Origin of the sequence: Pedobacter flavus (assembly GCF_036324285.1) — a bacterium.
In the GTDB taxonomy this organism is placed as follows: domain Bacteria; phylum Bacteroidota; class Bacteroidia; order Sphingobacteriales; family Sphingobacteriaceae; genus Pedobacter; species Pedobacter flavus.
On sequence record NZ_JAZDQU010000001.1, the window covers coordinates 188,069 to 214,365 of the forward strand.

Below are 26,297 nucleotides of genomic sequence, written 5' to 3' on the forward strand. Positions count from 1 at the left end.
TGTCGGTTCTGTTTATCGCTATAAATATATAGGAATAATTTTAAGAATGGATTGCTTTCCATAGTATATCTTTCAATTCAGATATACCCTTTTGAGCTACAGAGGAAATAAATACGGAAGGAATATTAGGTAATTCCTTTTTTAATTCTAAAGTTAATTCCTCATCTAGCATATCACATTTAGTAACTGCTAAAACATGAGGTTTTTGCATTAATTCAGGATTATAATTATTTAATTCTTTTTTTAATATTTCGTATTCTTCTTTAATGGTTCTATTTGTATCTGCAGGCACCATAAATAATAGAACAGAATTTCTTTCAATATGCCTAAGAAATCTAAACCCTAATCCTTTCCCTTCCGAAGCGCCTTCAATGATACCAGGAATATCAGCCATTATAAAAGAGCGATTATCTCTATAGCTTACTATTCCTAAATTAGGAACAATGGTTGTAAAAGGATAATCTGCAATTTCTGGTTTAGCAGCCGAAACAACTGATAGCAAGGTAGATTTTCCTGCATTAGGAAATCCAACTAAACCTACATCAGCTAAAACCTTTAACTCCAAAATCATCCATTGCTCAACACCAGGTTCTCCAGGTTGTGCAAATCGAGGGGTTTGTAATGTTGGGGTTCTAAAATGCCAATTTCCTAGTCCACCTCTACCGCCAGGAGTTAAAATTTGAGTTTCACCATCTTGTGTAATTTCAAATAAAATCTCTCCCGTTTCAGCATCTTTAGCAATTGTCCCTAATGGAACGTCAAGAATTTCATCTTTACCAGTTTTACCTGATTTCTGACCGCTACCACCGGGCATTCCGTCGCCAGCAATTATATGTTTCCTGTATTTAAGATGTAATAATGTCCAGAATTGAGCATTTCCTCTAAGGATAATATGACCGCCTCTGCCGCCATCACCCCCATCTGGGCCACCCATTGCAGTTCTTTTATCCCTATGTAAATGTGCCGAACCCGCTCCTCCTTTACCTGACCTGCAGCAAATTTTTACATAATCAACAAAATTAGAACCTTGAGACATAATTATTTTGGGAAATTAACAAACTACAAAAGCATTATGTTGCGATTAATCAATTAAAGCAAATCCGTCAATTACAGCACATAAATCCTTAGTAACAGAATCAATTTCTCCAATTCCATTAACTTTAGATAATTTATTTTGTGCTTCATAATATGGAAGAACATGAATAGTTTTATTAAAATATTCTTCGATGCGCTTTTTTAATTTATCAGCACCATCGTCTACTCTACCACTTATTTTTTGTCGTTCAGCAATTCTTTTAGACAATTCTTCTTGATCAACATCTAAAGCAACAACTCCTTTTATAGAAGTTTTTTTACTTTCAAGAAAACGATCTAATTCTTCAGCCTGAGGAACTGTTCTAGGAAACCCATCAAAAACAAAACCTTTAGCGCTTGGGTTTTTCTCTATTTCTTCTTCTAACATAGAAATAGTAATAGAATCAGGCACTAATTCGCCTTCAGCTATTAAAGAACTTACCTTTTTACCTAGACTTGTTTGATTGGCGATGTGCGCACGGAACAGATCACCTGTTGAAATGTGAACCAATCCATACTTTTCTATTAGCCGAGAAGATTGAGTGCCTTTACCTGCACCCGGAGGCCCAAAGAGAACTAAATTCAGCATTGATCTTTTTTAAAAATTAAAAGCCTTCTCACATTAGGTGATAAGGCTCTAAACTGTGCACTCGAAGGGAGTCGAACCCCTAACCTCCTGATCCGTAGTCAGGTGCTCTATCCAATTAAGCTACGAATGCAATTTTGTAAAAACATTCAAAGGTTAAATTCTACGTATTATATAACTGTAAACTTTAAACCTTAATTCTTTCGTCTTACGGAATGCAAAAATAAGTCTAAAAACCGATTTTTTACAATTTATTTTAAAAAAAATGCAAAACACACCGTAATAGTGTTTTTAATCAACATTTTACAAATTCAATTCTACCTTTATTTAAGACTTTATTTTAAACATTAGAACAACACTATCTTAATATTGAAGTTTAATATTAACCTCCATTATTTAAAATTTCATAATATAAACCAAACCTTTCACAGCAATTATTCCCCAAATTTCCCAATAACTGAAAAGTCTTTACAATTATTTGAATATTTATTTTAATGATTGTTAAAATATTGTGGTAAAATACTTACCTTTGCAGACTAAAATAGAGCACTTAAAATAGCTCTAATAATTTGAAATTTATACTTTTATCTTATAATATTTTATGCCAAACATTGGAAAAATTGCGCAAATTATAGGTCCTATTGTCGATGTTAGCTTTGCTGATGACGCACATCTTCCTAAAATCTTCTCAGCACTTGAGGTTGAAAAAGAAAATGGACAAAAAGTTGTTCTTGAAGTACAGCAACACTTAGGAGAGGATGCTGTTAGAGCAATTTCAATGGATTCTACAGACGGATTGGTTAGAGGAATGAAAGCATTAGATACTGGTGCTCCTATTACAATGCCTATCGGCGACAAAATTAAAGGTCGTTTATTTAACGTTGTAGGTGAAGCTATTGATGGTATCAATACAATCGATAAAGCTAATGGTCGCCCTATTCACAGTGCCCCTCCAAAATTCGATGAATTATCTACTGAAACTGAAGTTCTATTTACAGGGATTAAAGTTATCGATTTATTAGAGCCTTATGCAAAAGGTGGTAAAATCGGTTTATTCGGCGGTGCCGGAGTAGGTAAAACGGTTTTAATTATGGAGTTAGTAAACAACATCGCTAAAGCTTATGCTGGTTTATCAGTGTTCGCAGGTGTTGGAGAACGTACTAGAGAGGGTAACGATTTATTACGTGAGTTTATTGAATCAGGTGTAATTAACTATGGTGATGATTTCCTTCATTCAATGGAAAAAGGTGGATGGGATTTATCTAAAGTAGACACAGAAAAATTAAAAGAAAGTAAAGCAACATTGGTTTTCGGTCAAATGAACGAGCCTCCAGGTGCACGTGCTAGAGTTGCATTATCTGGTTTAACAGTTGCAGAATATTTTAGAGATGGTGATGGCGAAGGCGCAGGAAAAGATATCCTTTTCTTCGTAGACAATATCTTTAGATTTACTCAAGCTGGATCTGAAGTATCAGCTTTATTAGGTCGTATGCCTTCTGCGGTTGGTTACCAACCTACTTTAGCAACAGAAATGGGTCTAATGCAAGAGCGTATTACTTCAACTAAGAGAGGATCAATTACTTCAGTTCAAGCGGTTTATGTACCTGCCGACGATTTAACTGACCCGGCTCCGGCTACAACTTTCGCCCACTTAGATGCTACTACAGTACTTTCAAGAAAAATCTCTGAATTAGGTATTTATCCAGCGGTAGATCCATTAGATTCTACTTCTAGAATTTTATCTCCAACAGTTTTAGGTGACGAACACTATAACACAGCTCAACGCGTTAAAGAAATTCTTCAACGTTATAAAGAGCTTCAAGATATTATCGCCATCCTTGGTATGGACGAGTTATCTGAAGAAGATAAATTAACCGTTCACCGCGCTCGTCGTGTTCAACGTTTCTTATCTCAACCTTTCCACGTTGCAGAGCAGTTTACAGGCTTAAAAGGTGTATTAGTTGATATTAAAGAAACTATCAAAGGTTTTAATATGATTATGGATGGTGAAGTGGATGAGTATCCTGAAGCAGCATTCAACTTAGTTGGTAGTATCGAAGATGCTATCGAAAAAGGTAAAAAACTATTAGCAGAAGCTAATTAATATATTTTAAGCGCAGGTTTATCCTGCGCTTTAACTCATCTTATTAAGCAAAACACTTATCATAATATATGAACTTAGAAATTTTAACTCCCGACAAAAAAATATTTGAAGGCGAAGTAAGTTCTGTTACAGTTCCTGGAACAATGGGGTCTTTTCAAATCCTAAAAGATCATGCGCCCATTATCTCTACTTTAGAAGATGGCGCAGTAGTAATTAAAGGCTCAGGAAATGACACCACTTTCAATATTAAAGGTGGTGTTGTTGAAGTTTTAAACAATAAAATTATTGTCCTTGCAGAAGGCGTAATCTAAAAAAATATACCCCCATAAAAAAAACCCGCTATTTGCGGGTTTTTTTTATGCCTATCCTTCTGGAAATTTCCTCGCCAATAATTCGTAAAATCTATCTACAGTACCCTGCTTATCTTTCCAACCATTTTTCTCAGAATAAGTATTTTCCAAAAATGTTTGCGCACTCTTAAAATCAGACATTTTATTTAAAATATCCACTGCTTCAGAATAAGCCAAATTATAACCATTAAATAAATCTCTAATAAACAAAAGTTTATCATTTAAATTTATTGCTTGTTTTAAATCTTTAATTGGCACTAAATTGCTTGCTCTAGCACCTGATGCAGACGCTAATAACTCATTAATACTTTGCTTCTTTTCTTCTTGCTGGGGTAATATAGTATTAACAATTGGCAGAATTTCTTCTTTACCAAAATTAAAATCTTCGTTCAATAATTCTCTACTTTCTTCAAAAGCATCCGTTTTATCTAACTCACCTTCTATTATTTCCTGCTCATTAATTAAAAATGGCTCCGGTCCTACCTCTTCATTATCACCCAGAAATAGATCTTCTTCCATTTCAATAGGATCATTTATTAATCCGATTTTCTCCTTGGCCTTATTCAATATCTCATTTTCTTCTTCACTTAATGTCCTATCAAAAATCTCCCCTACTGCCGATTGCTCAAACTCAAAAACATCTTCATCATTAGTTTCTGAGTTTAACAAAAATTCGAATGTAGGTTTATCAACATTCAATAAACTATCATCAGTTTCAATATTCACCTTAGCATCCAAAATTGAATTTACATCTGCTTCTTCTAAGGACTGTTGTTCCTCTTCTTGAGAATTCAATACTGGAGTTTGAGCCATATTGAATTTAGAATCATCCACTACTTCGGCCTTTAATTTTTCGTATAAACCGATATATATTTTTATATGGTCAGCTAAAAAATCGGCATTGGCTTTAAACAATTGTAATTCTGGCAAATTTAATTTCTCAGGATGATGAGTCAAATAATCATGCTGATCTTGTAAGTCATTAAGTATAAAGCCAATTTTTTTGAAAATATCGTCAGGTTGAATCATAGTAATATAACGCTATTATTGTAAGTTTATGTTGGTAACTTACCATTCAAAAATAGTATAATTTTCGGATATTCGAGTTTTAGAAAGAGAAGAGTATAAATGTTATTTAGCGAGCATAAATCAAGAAAAGGGGAAAACCGAGGTAGCATAGAGGTAATCTGTGGATCAATGTTCTCGGGAAAAACGGAAGAATTAATTAGACGTTTAAAAAGAGCTCAAATCGCAAAATTATCAATAGAAATTTTTAAACCTCGAACAGATACAAGGTACGATGAATCTGCTGTTGTTTCGCACGATTTAAATTCTATCCAGTCTACCCCAGTTGATCATTCATCGGCTGTGCTATTGTTGGGTGCCAACACGCAAGTAGTAGGTATTGATGAAGCTCAATTTTTTGACGACAATCTTCCTGATGTATGCAATCAACTAGCTCAACAAGGCATTCGAGTAATTGTAGCTGGCTTAGATATGGATTTCAGTGGAAAACCATTTGGTCCAATGCCCAATCTAATGGCTATTGCAGAACATGTCACAAAAGTGAATGCTGTATGTGTTCAATGTGGTAATCCGGCCGTGTATAGCTTTAGAAAAGTAGCAAATGAAGCCAAAGTGTTATTAGGAGAAAAAGACATCTACGAACCTCGCTGCAGACTTTGTTTTCATGCAGATTAATGGATTTAAAATTATTGTTTAGGTAATTTTACCGTCCTCATTTTCCTTAAAATAATAGATTGTTTTCTATAAATATAAGATGTTGGCTTCTTTGGAGTCCACCTAATTGGATTTGGAAAGCAAGCTACTAATAATGCAGCCTCAGATCTTGTAATTTTTGAGGCAGATTTTTTAAAGTACTTTTGGGATGCGGCTTCAGCTCCATAAATCCCATCACCCATTTCTATTACGTTTAAATAAACCTCTAAAATTCGTTCTTTACTCCATAAAAGCTCTATTAAGAGTGTAAAATAGGCTTCAAACCCCTTTCTTACCCAACTCCTTCCTGGCCATAAAAATACATTTTTAGCAGTTTGCTGAGTTATTGTACTAGCCCCCTTTATCCTTTTTCCTTGTGCATTATCTTTAGATGCCTGTTCAATAGCATCTATATCGAAACCAAAATGATTGAAAAATTTCTCATCTTCACCGGCAACTGCTGCAATTTTTATAGATTTAGCCATATCTTCATAACTAATCCATTCTTTAGAAATAGATTTGCTTTTTGTATCAGCATCAAATTTCCTAAGTACCATTAATAATGTAATTGGCGGATTTATAAAACGAAAAGCCAATACCCAAACTATTGATATTCCAAAAAACCAAAGGCATATTTTACCAATAATTTTAAAAACTCTCTTTTTATTAAACTTACTCGTTGATTTTCTTTTAGCAGTCATTCCTTCAAATATGCTGTTTTTAAAAATTTAAGCCAAAAAAAATGCCCTCGAAATTTTCGAGGGCATTTTATATGAATTAATTAGCTTATTCAGCTACAACTTCAAAAGCAACTTTCACTTTCACTTCTTTGTGTAAGTTTAAATTAGCAATATACTCGCCAATCATTTTAGGTTCAGTTTCGAAAGTAATTCTACGACGATCTACTTCAAACCCTTTTGATTTTAATGCATCAGCAATCATAATAGTGTTTACAGCACCAAATATTTTTCCTGATTCACCAGCTTTTGCACCGATAGTTAACTTAACATCAGCTAAACTTCCAGCTAAAGCTTCAGCATCTTTTTTAATTTTATCTTGTTTAAAAGCAGCTTGTTTTAAATTCTCAGCAAGAACTTTTTTTGCAGATGGCGTAGCCAGTTCAGCAAATCCTTGAGGAATTAAATAATTACGACCAAAGCCTGGCTTTACCGTTACAATATCATCTTTTTCGCCTAGCGCTTTGATGTCTTGTTTTAATATAATTTCCATCTCTGTATCTTATTTTAATTGATCAGCAACAAATGGTAATAAACCAATGTGGCGTGCACGTTTAACAGCTTGAGCAACTTTTCTTTGGAATTTTAAAGAAGTTCCAGTTAATCTACGAGGTAAAATTTTACCTTGATCATTGATGAACTTTAATAAAAAGTTAGCGTCTTTATAATCGATATATTTAATACCATTTTTTCTAAAACGGCAATATTTTTTACGGTTATCGTCCACTTTTGGAGCGGTAACATATTGTATTTGTTCTCTAGCCATTATGCTGAAACCTCCTCCTTAGTTTTTTTGTTGAAAGCACCGCTACGTTTTTTCTCATTGTAAGCAACCGCATGACGATCTAATCTTACAGTTAAGAAACGCATTACACGCTCATCACGTTTCAATTCTAATTCTAATTTGCTAACCAATTCACCACTGCTTTTGTATTCAGTTAAGTGAAAAATACCGTTTGCTTTTTTTGCAATCGGATACGCTAATTTTCTCAAACCCCAATTATCTTCATGGATAATTTCGGCTCCGTTATCAATAATGATTTTTTTGAATTTGGCTAACACCTCTTTCGCAACCTCATCTGATAACAACGGGGTAAGAACGATGACAGTTTCGTACTGATTCATTTTTATTTAATTGTTAATGATTTAATTCCCACTCACAAAGCGGGACGCAAAAGTAATAATAATATCAACAATAAACAAACATTTTAAAGCTAAAATATTGAATAATGAACAGTTAGTCCAAATTACGCCCTATCTTTAATTTCATCTAACCCAACACGCTTTACTTCTACTTACTATGACCTATTAATTACCTGAAAAGCAAGAAATCACAGTTTAATCCTTGAAAAGATTAAAATTTATTTATTGAAAAATTTCTTATTAATTTTTCAATGGCTTTATCAAATTCATTATTAATTTAATACAAACACATTCGCAATTTTAATTCTTAAAAAGTATGTAAAATATTAGGCTGTCCATCGCTTTTTTTCTATTTTCGTGCATGGATAATTTTATTGTGTCTGCTCGTAAGTATAGACCTTCTACATTCGAAACTGTAGTAGGCCAAATGCATATTACAGGCACTTTAAAAAACGCCATTAAAAACAATCAACTGGCCCAAGCATTTCTATTCTGCGGACCAAGAGGTGTAGGAAAAACCACCTGTGCACGAATTTTAGCCAAAACAATTAATTGTCAAAATCTAACTCCAGAAATTGAAGCTTGTGGCACATGCGATAGTTGTAAGTCGTTCCAAGCTGGAAATTCATTTAATTTTCATGAGTTAGATGCGGCTTCAAATAATTCAGTTGATGATATTAGAAACTTAATAGACCAAGTTAGAATTCCACCACAAGCTGGTAAATACAAAGTCTATATTATAGATGAGGTGCATATGCTTTCGGCTAGTGCATTTAATGCTTTCCTAAAAACATTAGAAGAACCTCCTCCATATGCAATTTTCATATTAGCTACTACCGAGAAACATAAGATTTTACCTACTATCTTGTCTCGTTGCCAAATATTCGACTTTAATAGAATTAAGGTTGATGATATTGCATTGCACCTAGAAAAAATTGCAACAAGAGAAGGTATTTCTTTCGAAAAAGATGGTCTTCATATAATTGCACAAAAAGCAGATGGCGGATTAAGGGATGCCCTTTCTATGTTCGACCAAATTGTAAGTTTTACAAATAAAGAAGTAACTTATAAATCTGTAATTGCCAACCTAAACATTTTAGATTACGATTATTATTTTAAACTTGTAGATTTCTTAACTGCTCAAGATATAAGTAATGCTTTAATTCTTTTTGATGAAATTTTAAATAATGGATTCGATGGAAATCATTTTATTAATGGATTAGCCTCGCATTTACGAAATCTTTTGGTTGGAAAAGATCCTCAAACACTTCAACTATTAGAAGTTAGCGACAATATTAAGTCACGATACATTGAACAAAGCAAATCAACCAATTTAAGTTTTATTTTAACCGCACTTAATCTTGCTAACCAATGCGATTTAGTATATAAAAACAGCAAAAATCAACGATTGCAAGTAGAAATGGCCTTAATTAAAATGGCCCATATTCAAAACGCGGTTCATTTAGCACAAGGTGGATTTAACAATGTTTCAAGCTCAAACGCTGAAGCAGATAAAAAAAAAACACCTGAATTAACTAAAATAGAGAATACAGCCTCTATTGAAGTTCCCGCACCCAACGAAAACAAAGCACCCATTAAAGAGGTAATTTCTCCAGTAAAAGAGGTAACTCCAACTGAACCTTTAAAAGAAATTGTAGAAAAACCTACAATTCATCAACTTAAAGACTCTATTCCACTTAAACCAATACAAAAAAAAACTTCTAAACTTATACCGTCATTAAAAGATTTAGAGGCCTTAAGTGAGTCTAATTCCGAAAAAGAACCCACTTTTTTAGAAGGTTCTGATGTAGAGTCCTTTTCATTCGAAAGTTTCTTAATTCACTGGAATTCTTATGCAGAAAAGGCTAAAGAAAATGGCAGAATAAATATTTATACTTTACTTACATCGCAACCGCCAGAAATTAAAAATGAAATTGAAATTCACATTTCTTTAGATAGCAAATACCAAGACGATATTTTAAAAGAGGAAACTATAGATTTATTGAATTATTTAAGGACCGAACTAAAGAATTTTAATATTATTCTAAAATCTAATATTTCACCAAAAAAACAAACAAAAAAATACTATACCAGTATCGAAAAATACCAGTACATGGTAGAAAAGAACCCTAAATTAGAAGAGATGAGGGTAAAATTCAATTTAGACCTGCTTCCTTAAAATTTTTTAGGACGATTGTTAATTGGATATCCTTCCTCGTCTAAATCGTTTCTTTCATCTTCAGGAGTCCTAGATAAAAGTTCGTCTTTCTTACTAACCTTAACAATATTTTCACTCTTTTCAACTCGCATTCCAACATCTAATAACTCAGGGTCTATTTCATTCTGTTTATCAGCATACTCATCACCTATATACGGATTAGCCTCATCATAGGTAGATTGATCATCTCCCCCATTTTCTGCAGTTGTATCGTAAGGTAAGGGATGATCGTAGTCTTCATCTTTATCTTTCATATCTAACTCATATGAGTTTTTTTCAGAATTATAAGATAGATCCATAGAATCATCAGATTCAATATTAAACATGGGATGCAATTTGTCGCCCGAAGGTTTACCTGGCGTATATTCATTCTTTTCCATAAACATAGTTTTAGTAAATGAACACTTAGGTTACTTCAAATGTTTTAATCTTAACATTAAAGTAAACCCCTTATTTAAGCATTTTTTTTATCTTTGCCTAACTTTATTAAATAAGGAATCTCAATATACGAAATATGTCAACACAAAAAATTAAAGTAGCAAATCCAGTTGTAGAAATGGATGGTGATGAAATGACTAGAATTATCTGGAAATTCATTAAAGACAAATTAATTCTTCCATACTTAGATTTAGATATTAAATATTTTGATCTTGGTATAGAATACAGAGATCAAACCAATGATCAGGTTACTATTGATGCAGCTGAAGCTATAAAAAAATATGGTGTTGGTATTAAATGTGCTACTATTACACCAGACGAAGAACGTGTAAAAGAATTTAGCTTAAAACAAATGTGGAAGTCTCCAAACGGAACTATCAGAAATATTTTAGATGGTACTGTATTTAGAGAACCAATTGTTATGCAAAATGTTCCTCGTTTAGTTCCAAACTGGACAGCTCCTATTTGTGTTGGAAGACACGCATTTGGTGATCAATACAGAGCTACTGATTTCGTAACCAAAGGAAAAGGAAAATTAACTATCACTTTTACACCAGAAGAAGGTGGCGAAGCACAATCATTCGAAGTTTATAATTTTAAAGGTGATGGCGTTGCAATGGCGATGTATAATACTGATGAAAGTATTTATGGTTTTGCTCGCGCTTGCTTTAATCAAGCATTAACTAAGAAATGGCCTTTATATTTATCTACTAAAAACACGATCTTAAAAAAATACGATGGTCGTTTTAAAGATATTTTCGAAGAAGTTTACAAAAATGAATTTAAAGCTCAATTTGATGCTGCTGGTATTATTTATGAGCATAGATTAATTGATGACATGGTTGCTTCTGCATTAAAATGGAATGGTAATTTTGTTTGGGCTTGTAAAAATTATGATGGTGATGTTCAATCAGATACGGTAGCTCAAGGTTTTGGATCATTAGGTCTTATGACTTCAACTTTAATTACACCTGATGGTAAAGTTATGGAAGCCGAAGCTGCTCACGGTACAGTTACTCGCCATTATAGAGAGCACCAAAAAGGAAATCCAACTTCAACAAACCCAATTGCTTCAATTTTTGCTTGGACAAGAGGTTTAGAGTTCAGAGGAAAATTAGACAACAATCAAGAGTTGATTAATTTCTGCCAAACTCTAGAAAAAGTTTGTATCGAAACTGTAGAAAGCGGAAAAATGACTAAAGACTTAGCCATTACGATTAAACCAAAAGTAGAACATGGTGTAGATTATCTTTATACTGAAGAATTCTTAGCTGCTATTGATGAAAATCTAAAAAAACGCTTAGCTTAAGTTTAAACCAATATTTAAAAACCTCGAAAAAATTCGAGGTTTTTTATGCCCAAAATTTACCATTTATATCCGTTTATATCTGTTTAATTTCCGAATAACTCTATTACCTAAGTGCATCTTTACTTTATAGAAATGCAAAACTAATTGCAACAACTAATTTAAAAATGTATGAAATATTCAGAAAACAAAGTAGAGCTTACTGGATTCGCAGGAAATGATGTAGAATTAAAAGTACTTGCAAATGATAAAAGGTTGTCTAAAGTAAATATTGCAGTAAATGAAAGCTATATCTCTACAGTAGGGGCAGAAGTAAAAAACACGCAATGGTTTAATTTAATTTTTTGGAATAATTTGGCAGATGAAGCCGCAGAGAAAATTAAGAAAGGCAGTAAATTATCCATCACAGGGCGTTTAGTTTCTCAACAATATGAAAAAGATGGAATTAAAAAATATTCATTTGAAATTGTAGTAAGCGAATTTCAAACAACAACAAAAGAGGGATGATAGGGTTGGGATGATGAATATAGCAGGCGTTGCTATAGGTTTTTAGCAACGCCACTATATTTTTAATATTGTCCTGTAGATAATAAGACTAATGTGCAAGCAATTACTGGTTCAATACCATTTTCTTTTAATAATTCCTCAAGCGCTTCGTTTTCCGTACCTGGATTAAAAATTACTCTCTTTGGATTAGTTTTTATAATATAATCATAATAGCCTGGCTGTAATGCTGGCCCAACGTATAAGGTAATGGTATGAATATCTTGAATTATTTCATCAGGTTTTTGTATAGGTACGCCTGCAACTTCTCCCTTTTTTATTCCAATATTAACTATAGGGTGCCCTTTAGCTGTTAACATGTGCGCAGCTTTATAAGAATATCTAGAAGGATCTGTGCTTGCCCCAATTATCAACGTTTTTTTCATAACCAAATTTTTAACTTTTATTATTCTTACTAATTGCTACTGCACAATTAATACCATCAATTGCCGCAGAAACTATGCCACCTGCATATCCTGCTCCTTCAGCGCATGGATAAAGTCCAATTATTTCAGGATGCTGTAAGGTTTCTCTGTCTCGCGGAATCCTTACTGGCGAAGAAGAACGCGATTCAACACCCACTAAAACAGCATCATTCGAATAATATCCTTTAATTTTTTTCCCAAATGTAGGTAGTGCTCCTCTTAAACTCTCCACTATAAAACTTGGTAAAATTTTATCCAATTCAACGCTTTTTGTGCCAGGTAAATAAGAATTGGCCGGAATATCCTTAGATAATCGCTTTTCTACAAAGTCTTGCATTCTTTGTGCTGGTGCAACCAAATTACCACCACCATATTCAAATGCTAATTTTTCTATTTTAGATTGAAAATTCAACATTTTCAAAGGATCATCGCCAGGTACATCTTCTAAATTAACTTGAACAACCATTCCAGAATTTGCAAACGGATTATTACGTTTAGATGGCGACCAACCATTCACAACTATTTCTTCCTTACCTGTGGCACATGGGGCAATAATTCCTCCAGGACACATACAAAAAGAAAAAACTCCACGCCCATTAACTTGTTCAACTAAACTATAATAAGCCGGAGGAAGGTATTCACTCCGTGTCTCGGTATGATATTGTGCCCTGTCTATTATTTGTTGAGGGTGTTCTACCCTCACGCCCATAGCAAATGGTTTGGCTTCTAATAAAATCTTTTTTGAATGTAGTAATTCATAAATATCCCTTGCAGAATGTCCTGTAGCTAAAATTACAGCATCCGCTTTTAAGGTCTCCGAATTATTAACAACAACCCCCTGTACTTTATTGTCTTTAATTAATATATCTGTAACTAAACTATCAAACCTAACTTCCCCTCCCGATTTTAAAATGGTCTCTCGTATAGATGTAATAATTCCAGGAAGTTTATTAGTACCAATATGAGGTCTAGCATCTATTAATATATCTTCATCAGCACCATGGTCTACAAAAATTTGTAAAACTTTTTGAATATCACCTCGCTTATTGCTCCTTGTATAAAGCTTTCCATCCGAATAAGTTCCAGCTCCACCTTCACCAAAGCAATAATTAGATTCAATGTTCACAACACCTTCCCTATTTATACGAGCCAAATCTCTTCTTCTTTGCTTTACATCCTTTCCACGCTCTAAGATTATAGGTCTTATACCAAGTTCAATACATTCCAAAGCTGCAAACAAACCTGCCGGTCCAGCCCCAACTATTATTATAGAACTTTTATTTCTGACATCCCCATAAACTGTAGGTAATACATCCTGACAAACAGGCTCATTTATAAAAACTGCCAATTTTAATCTATAAACTGTAGACTTAGACCGCGCATCTATTGATCGCTTTAAGAGCTTATAGCCCTTATATTCAGAAAATTTAAATTTAATTTGTTGCCCTATTTTTGATAAAATAACATCTTCATCGTATAATTGTGAAGGCAAAAGGGCAATTTCTATTTCGTATTTCATAACATTTTGTCAGGTATTTAGCCTAAAAAGAACAAAGGTACATTTATTGATAACTAATTTTTAATATAAAAACCTAAAAAAAACTTAAAAATGAATAAAATTATTTGGGCCGTTGTTGCCATCTTAGTAGCAATCTTATTATTTTCCGGATGTAATGGTTATAATAATCTAGTAAAATTAGACGAAAACGTAAAAGGTAAATGGAGTGTTGTTCAACAACAATATCAACGCCGTGCAGATTTAATTCCGAACTTGGTAAGTACGGTTAAAGGTGCTGCTAATTTCGAACAAGGTACTTTAACAGATGTTATAGAAGCTAGAGCAAAAGCAACTCAAGTAACTATCGATCCTGATAAATTAACACCAGAAAACATACAAAAATATCAAGCAGCTCAAGGTCAGTTAAGTCAGGCTTTAGGACGTTTAATGGTAATTACAGAAAATTATCCTCAATTAAGAGCTACTCAACAATTTAGCGATTTATCTGCTCAATTAGAAGGTACAGAAAACAGAATTTCTACGGCAAGAAGAGATTACTCAGAATCTGTTCAAACTTTTAATTCTACTGTAAGATCATTCCCTAATAACATTACCGCAGGCATATTTGGTTTTGCTATAAAAGGAACTTTCGAAGCAGATGCTGCTGCACAAAATGCTCCTAAAGTAGAGTTTTAATCGTCTTTTCTATATAGCTCCCACATTTTTTGTGGGAGTATTATTCCATTTATAACATGTCAATATTCACAGAAATTGAAGAAGAACGTATTGCTAATGCAATTGCAGAAGCAGAAAAAGCTACTTCTGGAGAAATTAGAATTGCCCTAGATAAATATTGTGAAGGCGACGCCTATGAAAAAGCAATTCAATATTTTTCAGAAATGGACATGGATAAAACCAGACTACACAATGGCGTGTTGATTTATATGGCTTATGAAGACCATAAATTTGCTATTGTAGGCGATAAAGGTATTAACAAAGTTGTACCGCCAAATTTTTGGGAAACAACTAAAGTTGCAATGAAAGCACATTTTTCTGCAGGAAATTTAGCAGACGGAATTATTGCAGGTGTATTATTAGCTGGCGAAGAATTGGCTAAATTTTTCCCATATCAAGGTGACGATATCAATGAGTTATCTAATGAAATCGTTTACCTAAATAAACCCTAATTAAAAATGAGCAAAAAAATATTAATCATAATATTCATCTTTTTAGCAAAATTCTCATTTGCTCAAGATTTTCCGGCAAAGCCTTCTAAGCTCGTTAACGATTATAGCAATACTTTATCGCCAGATCAAATTGCAAGTTTAGAACAAAAACTTGTTGCTTTTGATGATTCTACTTCTATCCAAGTTGCCATTGCCATTCTAAAATCGGTTGGCGACTATGATATTAACGATTATGCTTTACAATTAGGCAGAAAGTGGGGCGTAGGAGGAAAAGATAATAATTCTGGGGTTATTATAGTTGTTGCCATTGGCGATAGAAAAATATCTATTCAAACTGGTTATGGTATGGAAGGTGTACTTCCTGATATTTACACCAAAAGAATAATTGAAAATGATATTAAACCCTATTTTAAAAATCAAGATTATTACGGTGGACTAGAAGCAGGCACCAATAGTATTATTGCTATCTCAAAGGGCGAATATAAAAACACTCAACCAAAATCTGTTAAGCGTAACGAACATAAGGGAGCATCCGCTTTTATAATTTTCTTAATTATTGCGGCTATAATTATTATAGCAAAGAAAGGTGGCGGTGGAAAAGGTGGCGGCGGACAAGTTATTGGAAGCAGAGGTGTTTCAGATGCGTTATTCTGGGGACTACTATTAGGTAATAGCGGAAGAGGTGGCGGAGGTTTCGGCGGCGGAAGTGGTGGTTTTGGCGGTGGTGGAGGCGGCTTTGGAGGCTTCGGTGGAGGTAGCTTTGGTGGAGGTGGAAGTAGTGGATCTTGGTAAACCTTTTTCCTACGTTCAACTATGTATAAAAGAGATTTAATAACAGCAGAAATTCAGAAATTATCTCTAATTCTAGCAAAAATAATGGGTCTTAAAATAGAAGACCCATTATTTTTTGCTAATAAAATTACAGATGCAATTGCAGAAAATTTTAATTTGAATCTACATGAGTTACAAGTTTTAAACAGAGATCAATTATTAGAAAAATTTAAATCTTCGAATTTAAATGCGCAACAATTAGATATGCTAATAAAGTTTATCATCCCATTGTTGCATAATAATACCGAAAATAAAGATTCATTAAAGCACCTTCTATTAAATATTTATACAATTTTAGAGGTAAATTACAAGTTTCTTAGTTTAGAAAACTTTAATCATGCAAAAGAATTAAATACATAAAAAAAATGCTTCCGAAATTTCGAAAGCATTTTAAGTATTTAAAAATAAAGCCTACTAACTCATTTTTAATTTCTTTTGTATATCGTGTACATACGCCTTAAATTTCTTATCTGTATCTATTAAATCTTCTACAGTCTGACAAGCGTAAATTACTGTACTATGATCTCTACCACCAAAAAATGCACCGATAGTTTTTAGAGAAGATTTTGTATGACTTTTTGATAAGTACATTGAAATTTGTCTGGCTTGTACAATTTCTCTTTTTCTCGTTTGCGACTTAACCATCTCAACAGGAACTTCAAAATATTCACAAACTAATTTCTGAATATACTCCATCGAAATTTCTTTTGAAGTGTTCTTAATGAAATTCTTAAGCATTTGCTTTGCTAAAGACAAATCAATATCCTTTTTGTTTAAAGTAGATTGTGCTAATAAAGAAACCATAGCTCCTTCTAGCTCTCTTACATTATTATCAATATTATGCGCAACATACTCTACCACTTCTCCTGGTAAATCTATGCCGTCAGCATACATCTTTTTCTTTAAAATAGCGATTCTAGTCTCTAAATCAGGAACTTGTAAATCAGCAGATAAGCCCCATTTAAATCTACTCAACAAACGTTCTTCTAAACCTGATAAATCTTTAGGTGCTTTATCTGAAGTTAAAATAACTTGTTTTCCACTTTGATGTAAATGATTGAAAATATGGAAGAAAATATCTTGTGTTTTTTCCTTTCCAGCAAAATTATGAACATCGTCCATAATAATTACATCCATTGCTTGGTAGAAATTCACAAAGTCATTAATTGTATTATTCTTTAATGAGTCTACAAATTGCTGACAGAATTTCTCACAACTTACGTAAATAACCAACTTATCTGGCATATTACGCTTTATCTCATTTCCTATTGCCTGCGCAAGATGAGTTTTACCCAATCCTACACCACCATAAATCATTAATGGATTAAATGATGTACCTCCAGGTTTAGCAGCAACAGCATAGCCTGCAGACCTTGCTAACCTATTACAATCTCCCTCAATGTAATTTTCGAAAGTATAATTTGCGTTTAATTGAGGATCAACATTTAATTTTTTTAATCCTGGTATTACAAATGGATTTTTAATGTCCTTATTTATAGCAACTGGAACAGGCATAGATTGAACTTTACCTTCTGCGCCATTTCCATTAGACGGCATATTAGTTGTATAAGGAGATCCTGTTTTAGACGATGTGTCTACAACTATATTATATTCTAATCTACCCTCTTCACCTAAAAACTTTTTCACCGTTTTTCTTAGTAACCCAACATAGTGTTCTTCCAACCATTCATAAAAGAAAAGACTTGGGACCTGTATGGTTAATACCTTCCCTTCTAACTTCAAAGCAGATATCGGCTCGAACCAAGTTTTAAAACTTTGATTCGGGATGTTATCCTTAATGATTTGGAGGCAGCTATTCCATACTTCAGTACAAGTTTTTTCCATTTTTTAGTTTAATTTGTTGGTTTTCAGTTAAGGTGGAAGCATCTAGAATGATCACTTTCCATTCTTCGAATATTCAAAAAATTATCAACATTTCAAGGAAAATTTTCGAATAATTTGTAACTCATTATTCACCAGCCGAATATGTTGCTTGACCTAAATTTTTTATGTGGATAACTTAATTCACACCTTAATATTCCCCAAAAATTTCCCTCAATGTATTACAAATTTCTCCCAGTGTAGCATAACATTCTACAGCTGTCAAAATATATGGCATTAAGTTCTTGTCAGATTGTGCAGCCACCCTCAAATCCTCAAGCGCGCGCATTACAGCTTCATTATTTCTTTCTGAACGAAGTTTGTTCAATTTCGCAGTTTGCATCTTACCTACTGCGTCATCAATCTCCATTGTCTCTGTAATACCTTCTACAGATTGAGCAAATTTATTTACACCCACTATTACCCTAGATCCTTCTTCAATTTCAATTTGATATCTATAAGAAGCCTCAGCAATCTCTTGCTGAATATAGCCTTGCTCTATTGCAACAACAGAACCGCCCATATCATCTATTTTCTCAATATAATCCCAAGCAGCTTTCTCAATTTCATCAGTTAAGCTTTCCACAAAATAAGAGCCCGCCAATGGATCTACTGTATCTGTTATTCCACTTTCAAAAGCTATTACTTGCTGTGTTCTCAGTGCAATTTTAGCTGCCGCTTCTGTCGGTAACGATAAAGCTTCGTCGAATCCATTCGTATGCAATGATTGAGTTCCACCTAATACCGCAGCCATTGCTTGATTAGTTACACGTACTATATTATTTAATGGCTGTTGTGCAGTTAAAGTTGAACCTCCTGTTTGTGTATGAAAACGTAACATTTGAGCCTTAGGGTCAGTTGCACCTAATTCCAATGTTATTTTTGCCCACATTCTCCTTGCTGCTCTAAATTTTGCAATTTCCTCAAAAAAGTTGTTATGACAATTAAAGAAAAACGACAATCGCTTTGCAAAAACATTAATATCTAATCCCTTTTCAAGGGCAGCCTTTAAGTAAGCCTTCCCATTAGATAAGGTAAAAGCTAATTCTTGAACAGCATTAGATCCAGCTTCTCTTATATGATATCCAGAAATAGAAATAGTATTCCATTTCGGAACTTCCTTACTACAATATTCAAAAACATCCGTAATTAATCGCATAGACGGTCGAGGAGGAAAAATATAAGTTCCTCTAGCTGCATATTCTTTTAAAATATCATTTTGTATAGTTCCAGATATCTTTTTTAAATCAGCACCTTGTCTCTTTGCCAAAGCAATATACATAGCCAATAAAACACTAGCAGATGCATTTATTGTCATAGAGGTGGTAATTTCTTCCAATTTTATTCCTTCAAATAAAATTTCCATATCAGCAAGAGAATCAATTGCAACACCAACTTTACCCACTTCTCCCTCTGCCATTTCATGATCCGAGTCGTACCCAATTTGAGTTGGCAAATCAAACGCAACAGATAAGCCCATTGTACCTTGACTCAACAAATAATGATATCTTTTATTCGACTCTTCCGCTGTAGAAAAACCAGCATACTGGCGCATTGTCCATAATCTTCCCCTATACATATCTTTTTGAATGCCTCGGGTAAACGGAAATTCTCCAGGTTTTTCTTCGCGATCAGATTTATAAGAATAGGTTTCTTTTATTTCTATTCCAGAAGTAGTTTTAAACTTATTTTCACTCATAATATGCTATATAAATAAGACAAAAACATATTGAAATTTAATTTCAGTGTTTTCGTAACGGTGATGTAAATTTAATGTCTATTATTCTATTAATGGCATTTATACGTATATTTGTTATATTAAATTATAAGATATGCAAACTTCAACAGATACAGCATTCGCTCCCGTAACTTTTACCGAAGGAGCAGTTAAAGAACTCTTCAAATTAAGAGATCAGCAGGAATTTTCTGATGAATTCGGATTAAGAGTAGGTGTAGAAGGTGGCGGGTGTGCTGGAATGAATTATGTTTTAGGATTTGACCAGAAAAAAGAAGGCGATCAAGAATTCCTAATAAATGGCTTAAAAGTATTTATGCATAAAGCTCATCAAATGTATTTATTAGGTATGCAGGTTGACTGGCAAGATGGTTTAAATAGTCGCGGATTTACTTTTTCTAACCCAAATGCTCAAAGCACTTGTGGTTGTGGAACAAGTTTTTCAGTATAAATATTATTATTGTGTAACAAACAGCTAAATCCTATCGTCTAAACGATGGGATTTTTTATTTTTATCCTGTACCTTTTTTAGAAGCACAATGAATTATACTGAAAATATAAAATTAGCGATGCAATCTATTAACAGCAATCGCTTAAGAACATTGCTTACCGCGTTAATTATTTCAATTGGCCTAATGGCATTGGTTGGTATTTTAACAACGCTAGATGCGGTTAAAAAAAGTATGACTGATGCTTTTTCTAGTATGGGGGCCAATTCATTTAATATCCGAAATCGTGCTTCAGGTATAAGAGTGAATAATTCTGGTCAAAGACCTAAACCATTTAAGTCTATTAGATATGAAGACGCAAAATTGTTTAAAGAAAGATTAAATGCTGATGCAAAGGTTGCTGTGAGTATTAATGCGTCTGGTGGCGCCACAGCTAAATATGCTTCAGAAAAAACCAACCCAAATGTAAATGTTCTAGGTGTTGACGAAAATGGTATCTTATCGCAAGGACTAACCATCGCTATGGGAAGGAATTTTAGTCCAGATGAAGTTTACTCCGGAAATAATCTATGTATAATTGGTGATGAAATTTATAAAACGCTTTTTAAAGATGAATCGCCCTTAGATAAAATCATAAGAGTTGGTAACAACAAGTATAAAGTAATTGGAGTATTAGAATCTAAAGGGTCTGGATTCGGTCCAAGTGTAGACAGAATGGTTTACATCCCATTACAAAAAGCTAAAATTATAAATCCTTCTACTAATCCATCTTATACCATAACAGTTATAGTAGATGATAATAGCAAGATTGATTATACAATAGGTGAAGCTACTGCTCTAATGAGAAATATTAGAAAAGTAAAAGTTTCTGAACCCAATAATTTCGAAATTACAAAGAGTGATGCCATTGCTCAAACATTGTTCGAGAATTTAAACTTTGTTTTAGTTGGCGGTATTGCTATTGGAGCCATTACTCTATTTGGTGCTTCTATTGGATTAATGAATATTATGTTGGTTTCGGTTACAGAAAGAACTCGAGAAATTGGCCTCAGAAAATCTCTTGGTGCTACTCCACAAATCATTAGAAGACAATTCTTAATAGAAGCAGTGGTTATTTGCTTAATAGGGGGCATTTTTGGTATAACCTTCGGAATTGGGATAGGAAACTTAATCTCTGCTCTTATGAAAGGACCATTTATTATTCCATGGTCGTTTATTATCGGAGGATTTGTATTATGTATTCTTGTAGGAATTATTTCTGGATACTACCCTGCTAAAAAAGCAGCGAAACTAGATCCTGTAGAGGCTTTAAGATACGAATAAGCCTAAATAAACTGGTTTTTTATAAAAGTACTATTTACCAAATTCAACATAATAGGTAGACTAACAGCATCATTTAAAGCATCAGCATGTTTTAAATGATGCATATCACTTCCTAAAAACGAGATTAATCGTTCTTCAACCAATTCTTCAGCAGCTTTTCTTACGTGCTTACCATAATAGCCAGTTAATGAAATTGTATTGAGCTGTAATTCACATCCCATCTCTTTAATTCTTTGATAATTTTCTATACCCGCATGGAAATAATTATACCTTTCGGGATGAGCCAACACAGGTTTATAGCCTGCATCTAGCAGAGAATTTATGGTTTCATCTAAGTTTTTAGGCATATTTATATACGACAACTCAAACAAAACATAATTATCCCCAAAAGTTAAAATCTGCTTGTTTTCTATTAATTTGGTGAACGTTTCGTCTAAATAATATTCTGCCGCCGCTTCTACTTCTAAAGTGATATTTTCTTTAAGCAAAGCATTTCTTAACACATCTAAACTCTTAAGGATTTTCTCGGGCGTGTTTTTAAAGTAATCTGCCATCACATGCGGTGTAGCAATTACCTTTTTAAATCCTAAGCTCACATATCTTTTAGCTAGGTTGATTGAGTCATCTATATCCTGTGCACCATCATCTATCCCCGGAAGAATATGTGAATGCACATCTGTAATCAGACTACCAAAAGATGCGGTTGATTTTTTATATTTTTTAAATAGCCCGAACAATTAACGAATTTTATATTTTATGAAATAAACCGCTTTTAAATACATTGCAACAAAACACGAGCCAAATCCATGAGCTTTAAACTTCATAAACCTTTATTCAATTAAATTTTGGTTAAACCAAATTGAAACACCCATTCTTTTACTGAATGCTTGTCTATTTTACCTAACAGCTCTTGTAATTGTGTAGATAAATCATACTGCAAATCTTCATGTAATTTATAATATTTATTTACGGTTAACCGTATACCATTATAAACTATCTTAAAAAGTACCCTTTCATCATCATTAATTTCTCTGTTTTCAAGAAAATACAGTAAGTCAACTATGTTGTTTAATAACACTAACCTTAATTGAACTTCCTCATATTTAGCTTTTGTAACCTTAAAATGATGATTAACTAATTTAATAGATTTTCTGTAAAAATTCAGTATTTCTCTAGCTTTTTTATATCTATTTTTTTTAAGTTCAACTATGCCTAACTTAAATACTTCCTCAATTGCATTTGTACGTTCAATGAGTCCAGTTTCATCCTCAAATAAAACAAAATGAAGATGTTCCGTAAGTATTTTGTCCTTAGCAATTAACCTTAAAAGTAATTTATCTTTCTCCTTTTGTGGAAGTTTTAAAATTTCCTTCTTAAGCTCTTGATTTTCGCTTAATTTCATTCATTAATTTTCAAATGAGTTTTCATTTAAATATTGTTCCCATTTCCAAGCTGACAACATCATATCAGAAAGTGAATTTTTGGCTGTCCAATTTAATTTTTGTTCTGCCAAACTTACATCGCCATAAACCTGTATTACATCGCCATTTCGCCTTGGCCCCATTGTATAGTTTAATTTAACCCCACTCGCTTCTTCAAATGAATTAATAACTTCTAATACAGAATTACCTCTTCCTGTTCCAATATTAAACACTGAATAGTTGGTTTCAGTTTCCTTTAAGAGATATTTTATAGATAAAACATGCGCTTTTGCTAAATCGCAAACATGAATATAATCTCTAATTGCGGTTCCATCTGGTGTAGGATAATCGTTTCCATGAACTACTATTGCCCCCCTTTTACCTATAGCAGATTGCGTAATAAATGGAACTAAGTTATGGGGAACGCCAATTGGCAACTCTCCTATTAAGGCTGATGGATGAGCACCAACCGGATTAAAATACCTTAAAGAAACTACTCTAAATGCTGGATTTACTTTTGCAAAATCACTTAAAATTTCTTCTGCAATTTGCTTGGTATTGCCATAAGGCGATTCAGCCTTTTTAATAGGAGCGAACTCGTTTACCGGTAAACTATCAGGCTCTCCATAAACCGTACACGAAGAAGAAAACACAAAATTGGTCTTTGGAAATACCTCCAGTATATTAATTAAGCTATAAAAATTATTCTTATAATATTTTAAAGGATCTAATACAGACTCACCTACGGCTTTAAAAGCCGCAAAATGTATAATACCATCTATGTCTTGATGAAAGGACGCAAAATCTCGTACTTTATTAATATCGCATAAATCAAAATTAAAATAAGTAGGACAAACGCCAGTTATTTTTTCTATCTGACTTAAAATTTTAATATTAGAATTAGATAAATCATCAATAATAATTACTTCATAACCTTCTTCTATTAATTCTACAACTGTGTGTGAACCAATATAGCCCATTCCTCCAGTAACTAGTATTTTCATAATTTATTTTTGAAAAAATGAAAAGTCTTTATGCTCTCTATTATAAAGTGTCTCTTCTGGTAAACGCTTAAAATAATCATAGGTTATTTCTAAACCTGTTTTACGATCCACTGTTGGAGCCCAGTTTAATATCTGCTTAGCCAATGTTATATCTGGTCTTCGCTGTTTTGGATCATCAATTGGCAAATCTTTAAATACTATTTTTTGTTGTGTTCCTGTTAACTTGATTATTTCTTTTGCAAAATCTAAGATGGTTATCTCATCTGGATTCCCAATATTAACCGGATAAGCATAATCGCTAAACAAAAGTCTGTAAATTCCTTCTACTAAATCGTCAACATAACAAAAAGATCGTGTCTGACTGCCATCACCAAATACAGTAATATCTTCTCCTCTTAAAGCCTGACCAATAAAAGCTGGTAATGCTCTACCATCATTTAGTCGCATTCTAGGTCCGTATGTATTAAAAATTCTTACAATCCTAGTTTCAAGTTTATGAAAAGTATGATAAGCCATAGTTATAGCCTCCTGAAATCTTTTAGCTTCGTCATAAACTCCTCTTGGTCCAACTGGATTAACATTACCCCAATAAGACTCAGGCTGAGGGTTTACAGCCGGATCACCATAAATTTCTGAAGTAGATGCAATTAACATCCTAGAACCTTTTGCTCTTGCTAAACCCAATAAATTATGCGTACCCAACGATCCAACCTTTAAGGTTTGAATTGGAATTTTTAAATAATCTATAGGGCTAGCGGGCGAAGCGAAATGCAGAATATAATGCAATTCACCAGGTATATGAACAAATTTTGAAACATCGTGATTGTAAAATTCAAATTGTTCAAGCTTAAATAAATGTTCAATATTTTGAAGACTACCAGTAATCAGGTTATCCATCGCTATTACATGAAAGCCTTCTTTTATAAATCTATCACATAAATGAGACCCTAAAAACCCTGCCCCTCCGGTGATTAATATACGTTTACGACTCATTATTTACCAATTTACGTCCTATACTATTATAATAAAATCCCAAATCGGTCATCTTTTCAATATCAAACAAGTTTCTACCATCGAAAATGACATTGGCTTTCAATAATGCTTTCATTTTTTCAAAATCTGGATTCCTAAAAGCCGACCATTCTGTAACAATTAACAAGGCATCTGCACCATTTAAAGCTTCATAAGGATCAATAGAATAATCAATTCTATCGCCTAATAATGCTTTTACATTACCCATTGCTTCAGGATCATATACACTCACTTTCGCTCCCAATTCTAATAATTCATTAATTATATATAATGATGGAGCCTCTCTTATATCATCCGTTTCTGGTTTAAAAGCTAATCCCCAGATTGCAAAACTTTTATCTTTTATATTTCCATTGAAATATTTTTTCACTTTATTAACCAATACAACCTTTTGCTTTTCATTTACGGAAATAACTGATTTTAAAATTTTAAAATCATACGCTGCATCGGAAGCAGATTTAACTAAAGCTTGAACATCTTTCGGGAAACAACTTCCACCATATCCAACGCCTGGAAATAAAAATCGACGCCCAATCCTATCATCAGAACCTATCCCCCTCCTAACTGCATCTACATCAGCTCCAACCAACTCACATAAATTCGCGATTTCGTTCATAAATGTGATTTTTGTTGCTAAAAAGGAATTAGCGGCATATTTTGTAAGCTCCGAAGATCTTTCGTCCATATAAATTATAGGATTCCCTTGACGTACATATGGCGCATACAATTCTGTCATCAATCTTTTTGCAGTTTCACTTCTTGTACCAATTACCACTCTGTCTGGTTTCATAAAATCCTCAACCGCCACGCCTTCGCGTAAAAATTCAGGATTAGAAACAACATCAACCGTAATACCTGGCGCTAAATTCTCTTTAAAAACAGCCGAAACTTTATCAGCTGTCCCTACAGGAACGGTAGATTTATTTACAATTACTTTGTACTCCTTTACCAATTTTGCAATCTCTAATGATGCAGATAATATATAAGATAAATCAGCAGCACCATCCCCTCCCGGAGGAGTAGGCAATGCTAAAAATATAATTTCAGCATGTTTAACTGCTTCTGCTAAATCTGTAGTAAAATGTAACCTGTCTTGCTTTATATTTCTGTGAAAAAGAACATCCAATCCTGGCTCATATATAGGGATAATTCCCGACTTCATTTTTTGAACCTTATCAGGATCTATATCAACACAAATAACCGAGTTCCCTGTTTCAGACAAACAAGTGCCCGTTACTAAGCCAACATATCCTGTTCCTATTACTGCAATTTTCATTAATTAAGCGCTAATTG

Annotated in this window: 29 protein-coding genes and 1 tRNA gene; 12 read left to right on the forward strand and 18 right to left on the reverse strand. The window is 33.4% G+C overall.

The window, feature by feature from the left end; all coding sequences use genetic code 11:
• Nucleotides 1-40 precede the first annotated feature (40 nt).
• From obgE to VRU49_RS00805, 3 genes are all read right to left on the reverse strand, one after another.
• Nucleotides 41-1,036 (reverse strand): GTPase ObgE, encoded by a 996-nt coding sequence (gene obgE, locus VRU49_RS00795; RefSeq protein ID WP_330144868.1) that lies wholly within the window; start codon nucleotides 1,034-1,036, stop codon nucleotides 41-43.
• 45 nt (nucleotides 1,037-1,081) lie between these two features.
• The gene (locus VRU49_RS00800) at nucleotides 1,082-1,663 is read right to left on the reverse strand and encodes an adenylate kinase (protein WP_330144869.1); all 582 of its coding nucleotides are present in this window, start codon (nucleotides 1,661-1,663) and stop codon (nucleotides 1,082-1,084) included.
• A gap of 56 nt (nucleotides 1,664-1,719) precedes the next feature.
• Nucleotides 1,720-1,793, reverse strand: a tRNA-Arg gene (locus VRU49_RS00805).
• A gap of 468 nt (nucleotides 1,794-2,261) precedes the next feature.
• Between VRU49_RS00805 and atpD the strand changes: the two genes are divergently transcribed.
• Together atpD and atpC are read left to right on the forward strand one after the other, a co-directional pair.
• A complete protein-coding gene (gene atpD / locus VRU49_RS00810) occupies nucleotides 2,262-3,764 on the forward strand; it encodes a F0F1 ATP synthase subunit beta (protein ID WP_330144870.1) in 1,503 nt (500 codons plus the stop codon).
• Nucleotides 3,765-3,832: 68 nt separating this feature from the next.
• A complete protein-coding gene (gene atpC, locus VRU49_RS00815) occupies nucleotides 3,833-4,075 on the forward strand; it encodes an ATP synthase F1 subunit epsilon (RefSeq protein WP_330144871.1) in 243 nt (80 codons plus the stop codon).
• 51 nt (nucleotides 4,076-4,126) lie between these two features.
• Here the strand turns inward: atpC and VRU49_RS00820 are convergent, their stop codons facing one another.
• A complete protein-coding gene (locus VRU49_RS00820; protein ID WP_330144872.1) occupies nucleotides 4,127-5,143 on the reverse strand; it encodes a DUF8457 domain-containing protein in 1,017 nt (338 codons plus the stop codon).
• 99 nt (nucleotides 5,144-5,242) lie between these two features.
• Here VRU49_RS00820 and VRU49_RS00825 point away from each other — a divergent pair, with 99 nt between their 5' ends.
• A complete protein-coding gene (locus tag VRU49_RS00825; RefSeq protein ID WP_330144873.1) occupies nucleotides 5,243-5,815 on the forward strand; it encodes a thymidine kinase in 573 nt (190 codons plus the stop codon).
• Between the two features lie 11 nt (nucleotides 5,816-5,826).
• Here VRU49_RS00825 and mtgA read toward each other — a convergent pair whose 3' ends face one another.
• The 4 genes from mtgA to rpsF form a co-directional block, all read right to left on the reverse strand.
• A complete protein-coding gene (gene mtgA / locus VRU49_RS00830) occupies nucleotides 5,827-6,534 on the reverse strand; it encodes a monofunctional biosynthetic peptidoglycan transglycosylase (RefSeq protein ID WP_330144874.1) in 708 nt (235 codons plus the stop codon).
• A gap of 85 nt (nucleotides 6,535-6,619) precedes the next feature.
• Nucleotides 6,620-7,063 (reverse strand): 50S ribosomal protein L9, encoded by a 444-nt coding sequence (gene rplI, locus VRU49_RS00835; protein WP_330144875.1) that lies wholly within the window; start codon nucleotides 7,061-7,063, stop codon nucleotides 6,620-6,622.
• Nucleotides 7,064-7,072: 9 nt separating this feature from the next.
• Entirely contained in the window at nucleotides 7,073-7,336 is a 264-nt protein-coding gene (gene rpsR, locus VRU49_RS00840; protein ID WP_330144876.1) for a 30S ribosomal protein S18, read from the reverse strand.
• Entirely contained in the window at nucleotides 7,336-7,695 is a 360-nt protein-coding gene (gene rpsF, locus VRU49_RS00845; protein ID WP_330144877.1) for a 30S ribosomal protein S6, read from the reverse strand. Before rpsF ends, rpsR begins: the two co-directional genes overlap by 1 nt.
• Nucleotides 7,696-8,074: 379 nt before the next feature.
• Here rpsF and VRU49_RS00850 point away from each other — a divergent pair, with 379 nt between their 5' ends.
• Nucleotides 8,075-9,892, forward strand: a complete 1,818-nt coding sequence (locus VRU49_RS00850) for a DNA polymerase III subunit gamma/tau (RefSeq protein WP_330144878.1) — start codon at nucleotides 8,075-8,077, stop codon at nucleotides 9,890-9,892.
• Here VRU49_RS00850 and VRU49_RS00855 read toward each other — a convergent pair.
• On the reverse strand, nucleotides 9,889-10,311 hold the full coding sequence (locus tag VRU49_RS00855; RefSeq protein ID WP_330144879.1) for a hypothetical protein: 423 nt from the start codon (nucleotides 10,309-10,311) through the stop codon (nucleotides 9,889-9,891). The two genes, VRU49_RS00850 and VRU49_RS00855, sit on opposite strands and share 4 nt — an antisense overlap.
• Nucleotides 10,312-10,445: 134 nt before the next feature.
• Here VRU49_RS00855 and VRU49_RS00860 point away from each other — a divergent pair, with 134 nt between their 5' ends.
• Together VRU49_RS00860 and VRU49_RS00865 are read left to right on the forward strand one after the other, a co-directional pair.
• Nucleotides 10,446-11,678, forward strand: coding sequence for an NADP-dependent isocitrate dehydrogenase (locus VRU49_RS00860; protein ID WP_330144880.1), 1,233 nt, complete (start codon nucleotides 10,446-10,448; stop codon nucleotides 11,676-11,678).
• Nucleotides 11,679-11,846: 168 nt separating this feature from the next.
• Nucleotides 11,847-12,182 carry a single-stranded DNA-binding protein gene (locus VRU49_RS00865; RefSeq protein WP_330144881.1) on the forward strand — a complete coding sequence of 112 codons (336 nt, stop codon included), beginning with the start codon at nucleotides 11,847-11,849 and terminating at the stop codon, nucleotides 12,180-12,182.
• 62 nt (nucleotides 12,183-12,244) lie between these two features.
• On the opposite strand, the gene VRU49_RS00870 is transcribed toward VRU49_RS00865, so the two are convergent.
• Nucleotides 12,245-12,604: a CoA-binding protein gene (locus VRU49_RS00870; protein WP_330144882.1), complete on the reverse strand. Its 360-nt coding sequence runs from the start codon at nucleotides 12,602-12,604 to the stop codon at nucleotides 12,245-12,247.
• A gap of 10 nt (nucleotides 12,605-12,614) precedes the next feature.
• Nucleotides 12,615-14,162, reverse strand: coding sequence for an NAD(P)/FAD-dependent oxidoreductase (locus VRU49_RS00875; protein ID WP_330144883.1), 1,548 nt, complete (start codon nucleotides 14,160-14,162; stop codon nucleotides 12,615-12,617).
• Nucleotides 14,163-14,252: 90 nt separating this feature from the next.
• Between VRU49_RS00875 and VRU49_RS00880 the strand changes: the two genes are divergently transcribed.
• The 4 genes from VRU49_RS00880 to VRU49_RS00895 are packed head-to-tail and all read left to right on the forward strand — an operon-like array spanning nucleotide 14,253 to nucleotide 16,519.
• Nucleotides 14,253-14,837, forward strand: a complete 585-nt coding sequence (locus VRU49_RS00880) for a LemA family protein (protein WP_330144884.1) — start codon at nucleotides 14,253-14,255, stop codon at nucleotides 14,835-14,837.
• 56 nt (nucleotides 14,838-14,893) lie between these two features.
• Nucleotides 14,894-15,328 (forward strand): TPM domain-containing protein, encoded by a 435-nt coding sequence (locus tag VRU49_RS00885; RefSeq protein WP_330144885.1) that lies wholly within the window; start codon nucleotides 14,894-14,896, stop codon nucleotides 15,326-15,328.
• A 6-nt stretch (nucleotides 15,329-15,334) separates the two neighbouring features.
• Nucleotides 15,335-16,120, forward strand: a complete 786-nt coding sequence (locus VRU49_RS00890) for a TPM domain-containing protein (protein WP_330144886.1) — start codon at nucleotides 15,335-15,337, stop codon at nucleotides 16,118-16,120.
• Nucleotides 16,121-16,141: 21 nt separating this feature from the next.
• Nucleotides 16,142-16,519 carry a hypothetical protein gene (locus tag VRU49_RS00895; protein ID WP_330144887.1) on the forward strand — a complete coding sequence of 126 codons (378 nt, stop codon included), beginning with the start codon at nucleotides 16,142-16,144 and terminating at the stop codon, nucleotides 16,517-16,519.
• Between the two features lie 54 nt (nucleotides 16,520-16,573).
• Here VRU49_RS00895 and dnaA read toward each other — a convergent pair whose 3' ends face one another.
• Together dnaA and VRU49_RS00905 are read right to left on the reverse strand one after the other, a co-directional pair.
• Nucleotides 16,574-18,004: a chromosomal replication initiator protein DnaA gene (gene dnaA, locus VRU49_RS00900; protein ID WP_330144888.1), complete on the reverse strand. Its 1,431-nt coding sequence runs from the start codon at nucleotides 18,002-18,004 to the stop codon at nucleotides 16,574-16,576.
• A 187-nt stretch (nucleotides 18,005-18,191) separates the two neighbouring features.
• Nucleotides 18,192-19,739: an acyl-CoA mutase large subunit family protein gene (locus tag VRU49_RS00905; RefSeq protein WP_330144889.1), complete on the reverse strand. Its 1,548-nt coding sequence runs from the start codon at nucleotides 19,737-19,739 to the stop codon at nucleotides 18,192-18,194.
• Between the two features lie 133 nt (nucleotides 19,740-19,872).
• Between VRU49_RS00905 and VRU49_RS00910 the strand changes: the two genes are divergently transcribed.
• A complete protein-coding gene (locus VRU49_RS00910; RefSeq protein ID WP_330144890.1) occupies nucleotides 19,873-20,226 on the forward strand; it encodes a HesB/IscA family protein in 354 nt (117 codons plus the stop codon).
• Nucleotides 20,227-20,314: 88 nt separating this feature from the next.
• On the forward strand, nucleotides 20,315-21,547 hold the full coding sequence (locus VRU49_RS00915) for an ABC transporter permease (RefSeq protein WP_330144891.1): 1,233 nt from the start codon (nucleotides 20,315-20,317) through the stop codon (nucleotides 21,545-21,547).
• A 2-nt stretch (nucleotides 21,548-21,549) separates the two neighbouring features.
• Here the strand turns inward: VRU49_RS00915 and VRU49_RS00920 are convergent, their stop codons facing one another.
• The 5 genes from VRU49_RS00920 to VRU49_RS00940 all read right to left on the reverse strand — a co-directional run bounded on the left by VRU49_RS00920 (nucleotide 21,550) and on the right by VRU49_RS00940 (nucleotide 26,280).
• A complete protein-coding gene (locus tag VRU49_RS00920; protein WP_330144892.1) occupies nucleotides 21,550-22,284 on the reverse strand; it encodes a tyrosine-protein phosphatase in 735 nt (244 codons plus the stop codon).
• Between the two features lie 101 nt (nucleotides 22,285-22,385).
• Complete coding sequence (locus tag VRU49_RS00925; RefSeq protein ID WP_330144893.1) at nucleotides 22,386-22,949, reverse strand: hypothetical protein; 564 nt, start codon at nucleotides 22,947-22,949, stop codon at nucleotides 22,386-22,388.
• A 3-nt stretch (nucleotides 22,950-22,952) separates the two neighbouring features.
• The gene (gene galE, locus VRU49_RS00930; protein ID WP_330145865.1) at nucleotides 22,953-23,975 is read right to left on the reverse strand and encodes a UDP-glucose 4-epimerase GalE; all 1,023 of its coding nucleotides are present in this window, start codon (nucleotides 23,973-23,975) and stop codon (nucleotides 22,953-22,955) included.
• Entirely contained in the window at nucleotides 23,976-24,965 is a 990-nt protein-coding gene (locus tag VRU49_RS00935; protein ID WP_330144894.1) for a UDP-glucuronic acid decarboxylase family protein, read from the reverse strand.
• A complete protein-coding gene (locus VRU49_RS00940; protein WP_330144895.1) occupies nucleotides 24,955-26,280 on the reverse strand; it encodes a UDP-glucose dehydrogenase family protein in 1,326 nt (441 codons plus the stop codon). The genes VRU49_RS00935 and VRU49_RS00940 overlap by 11 nt, the downstream gene beginning before the upstream one ends.
• Between the last annotated feature and the right edge of the window lie 17 nt (nucleotides 26,281-26,297).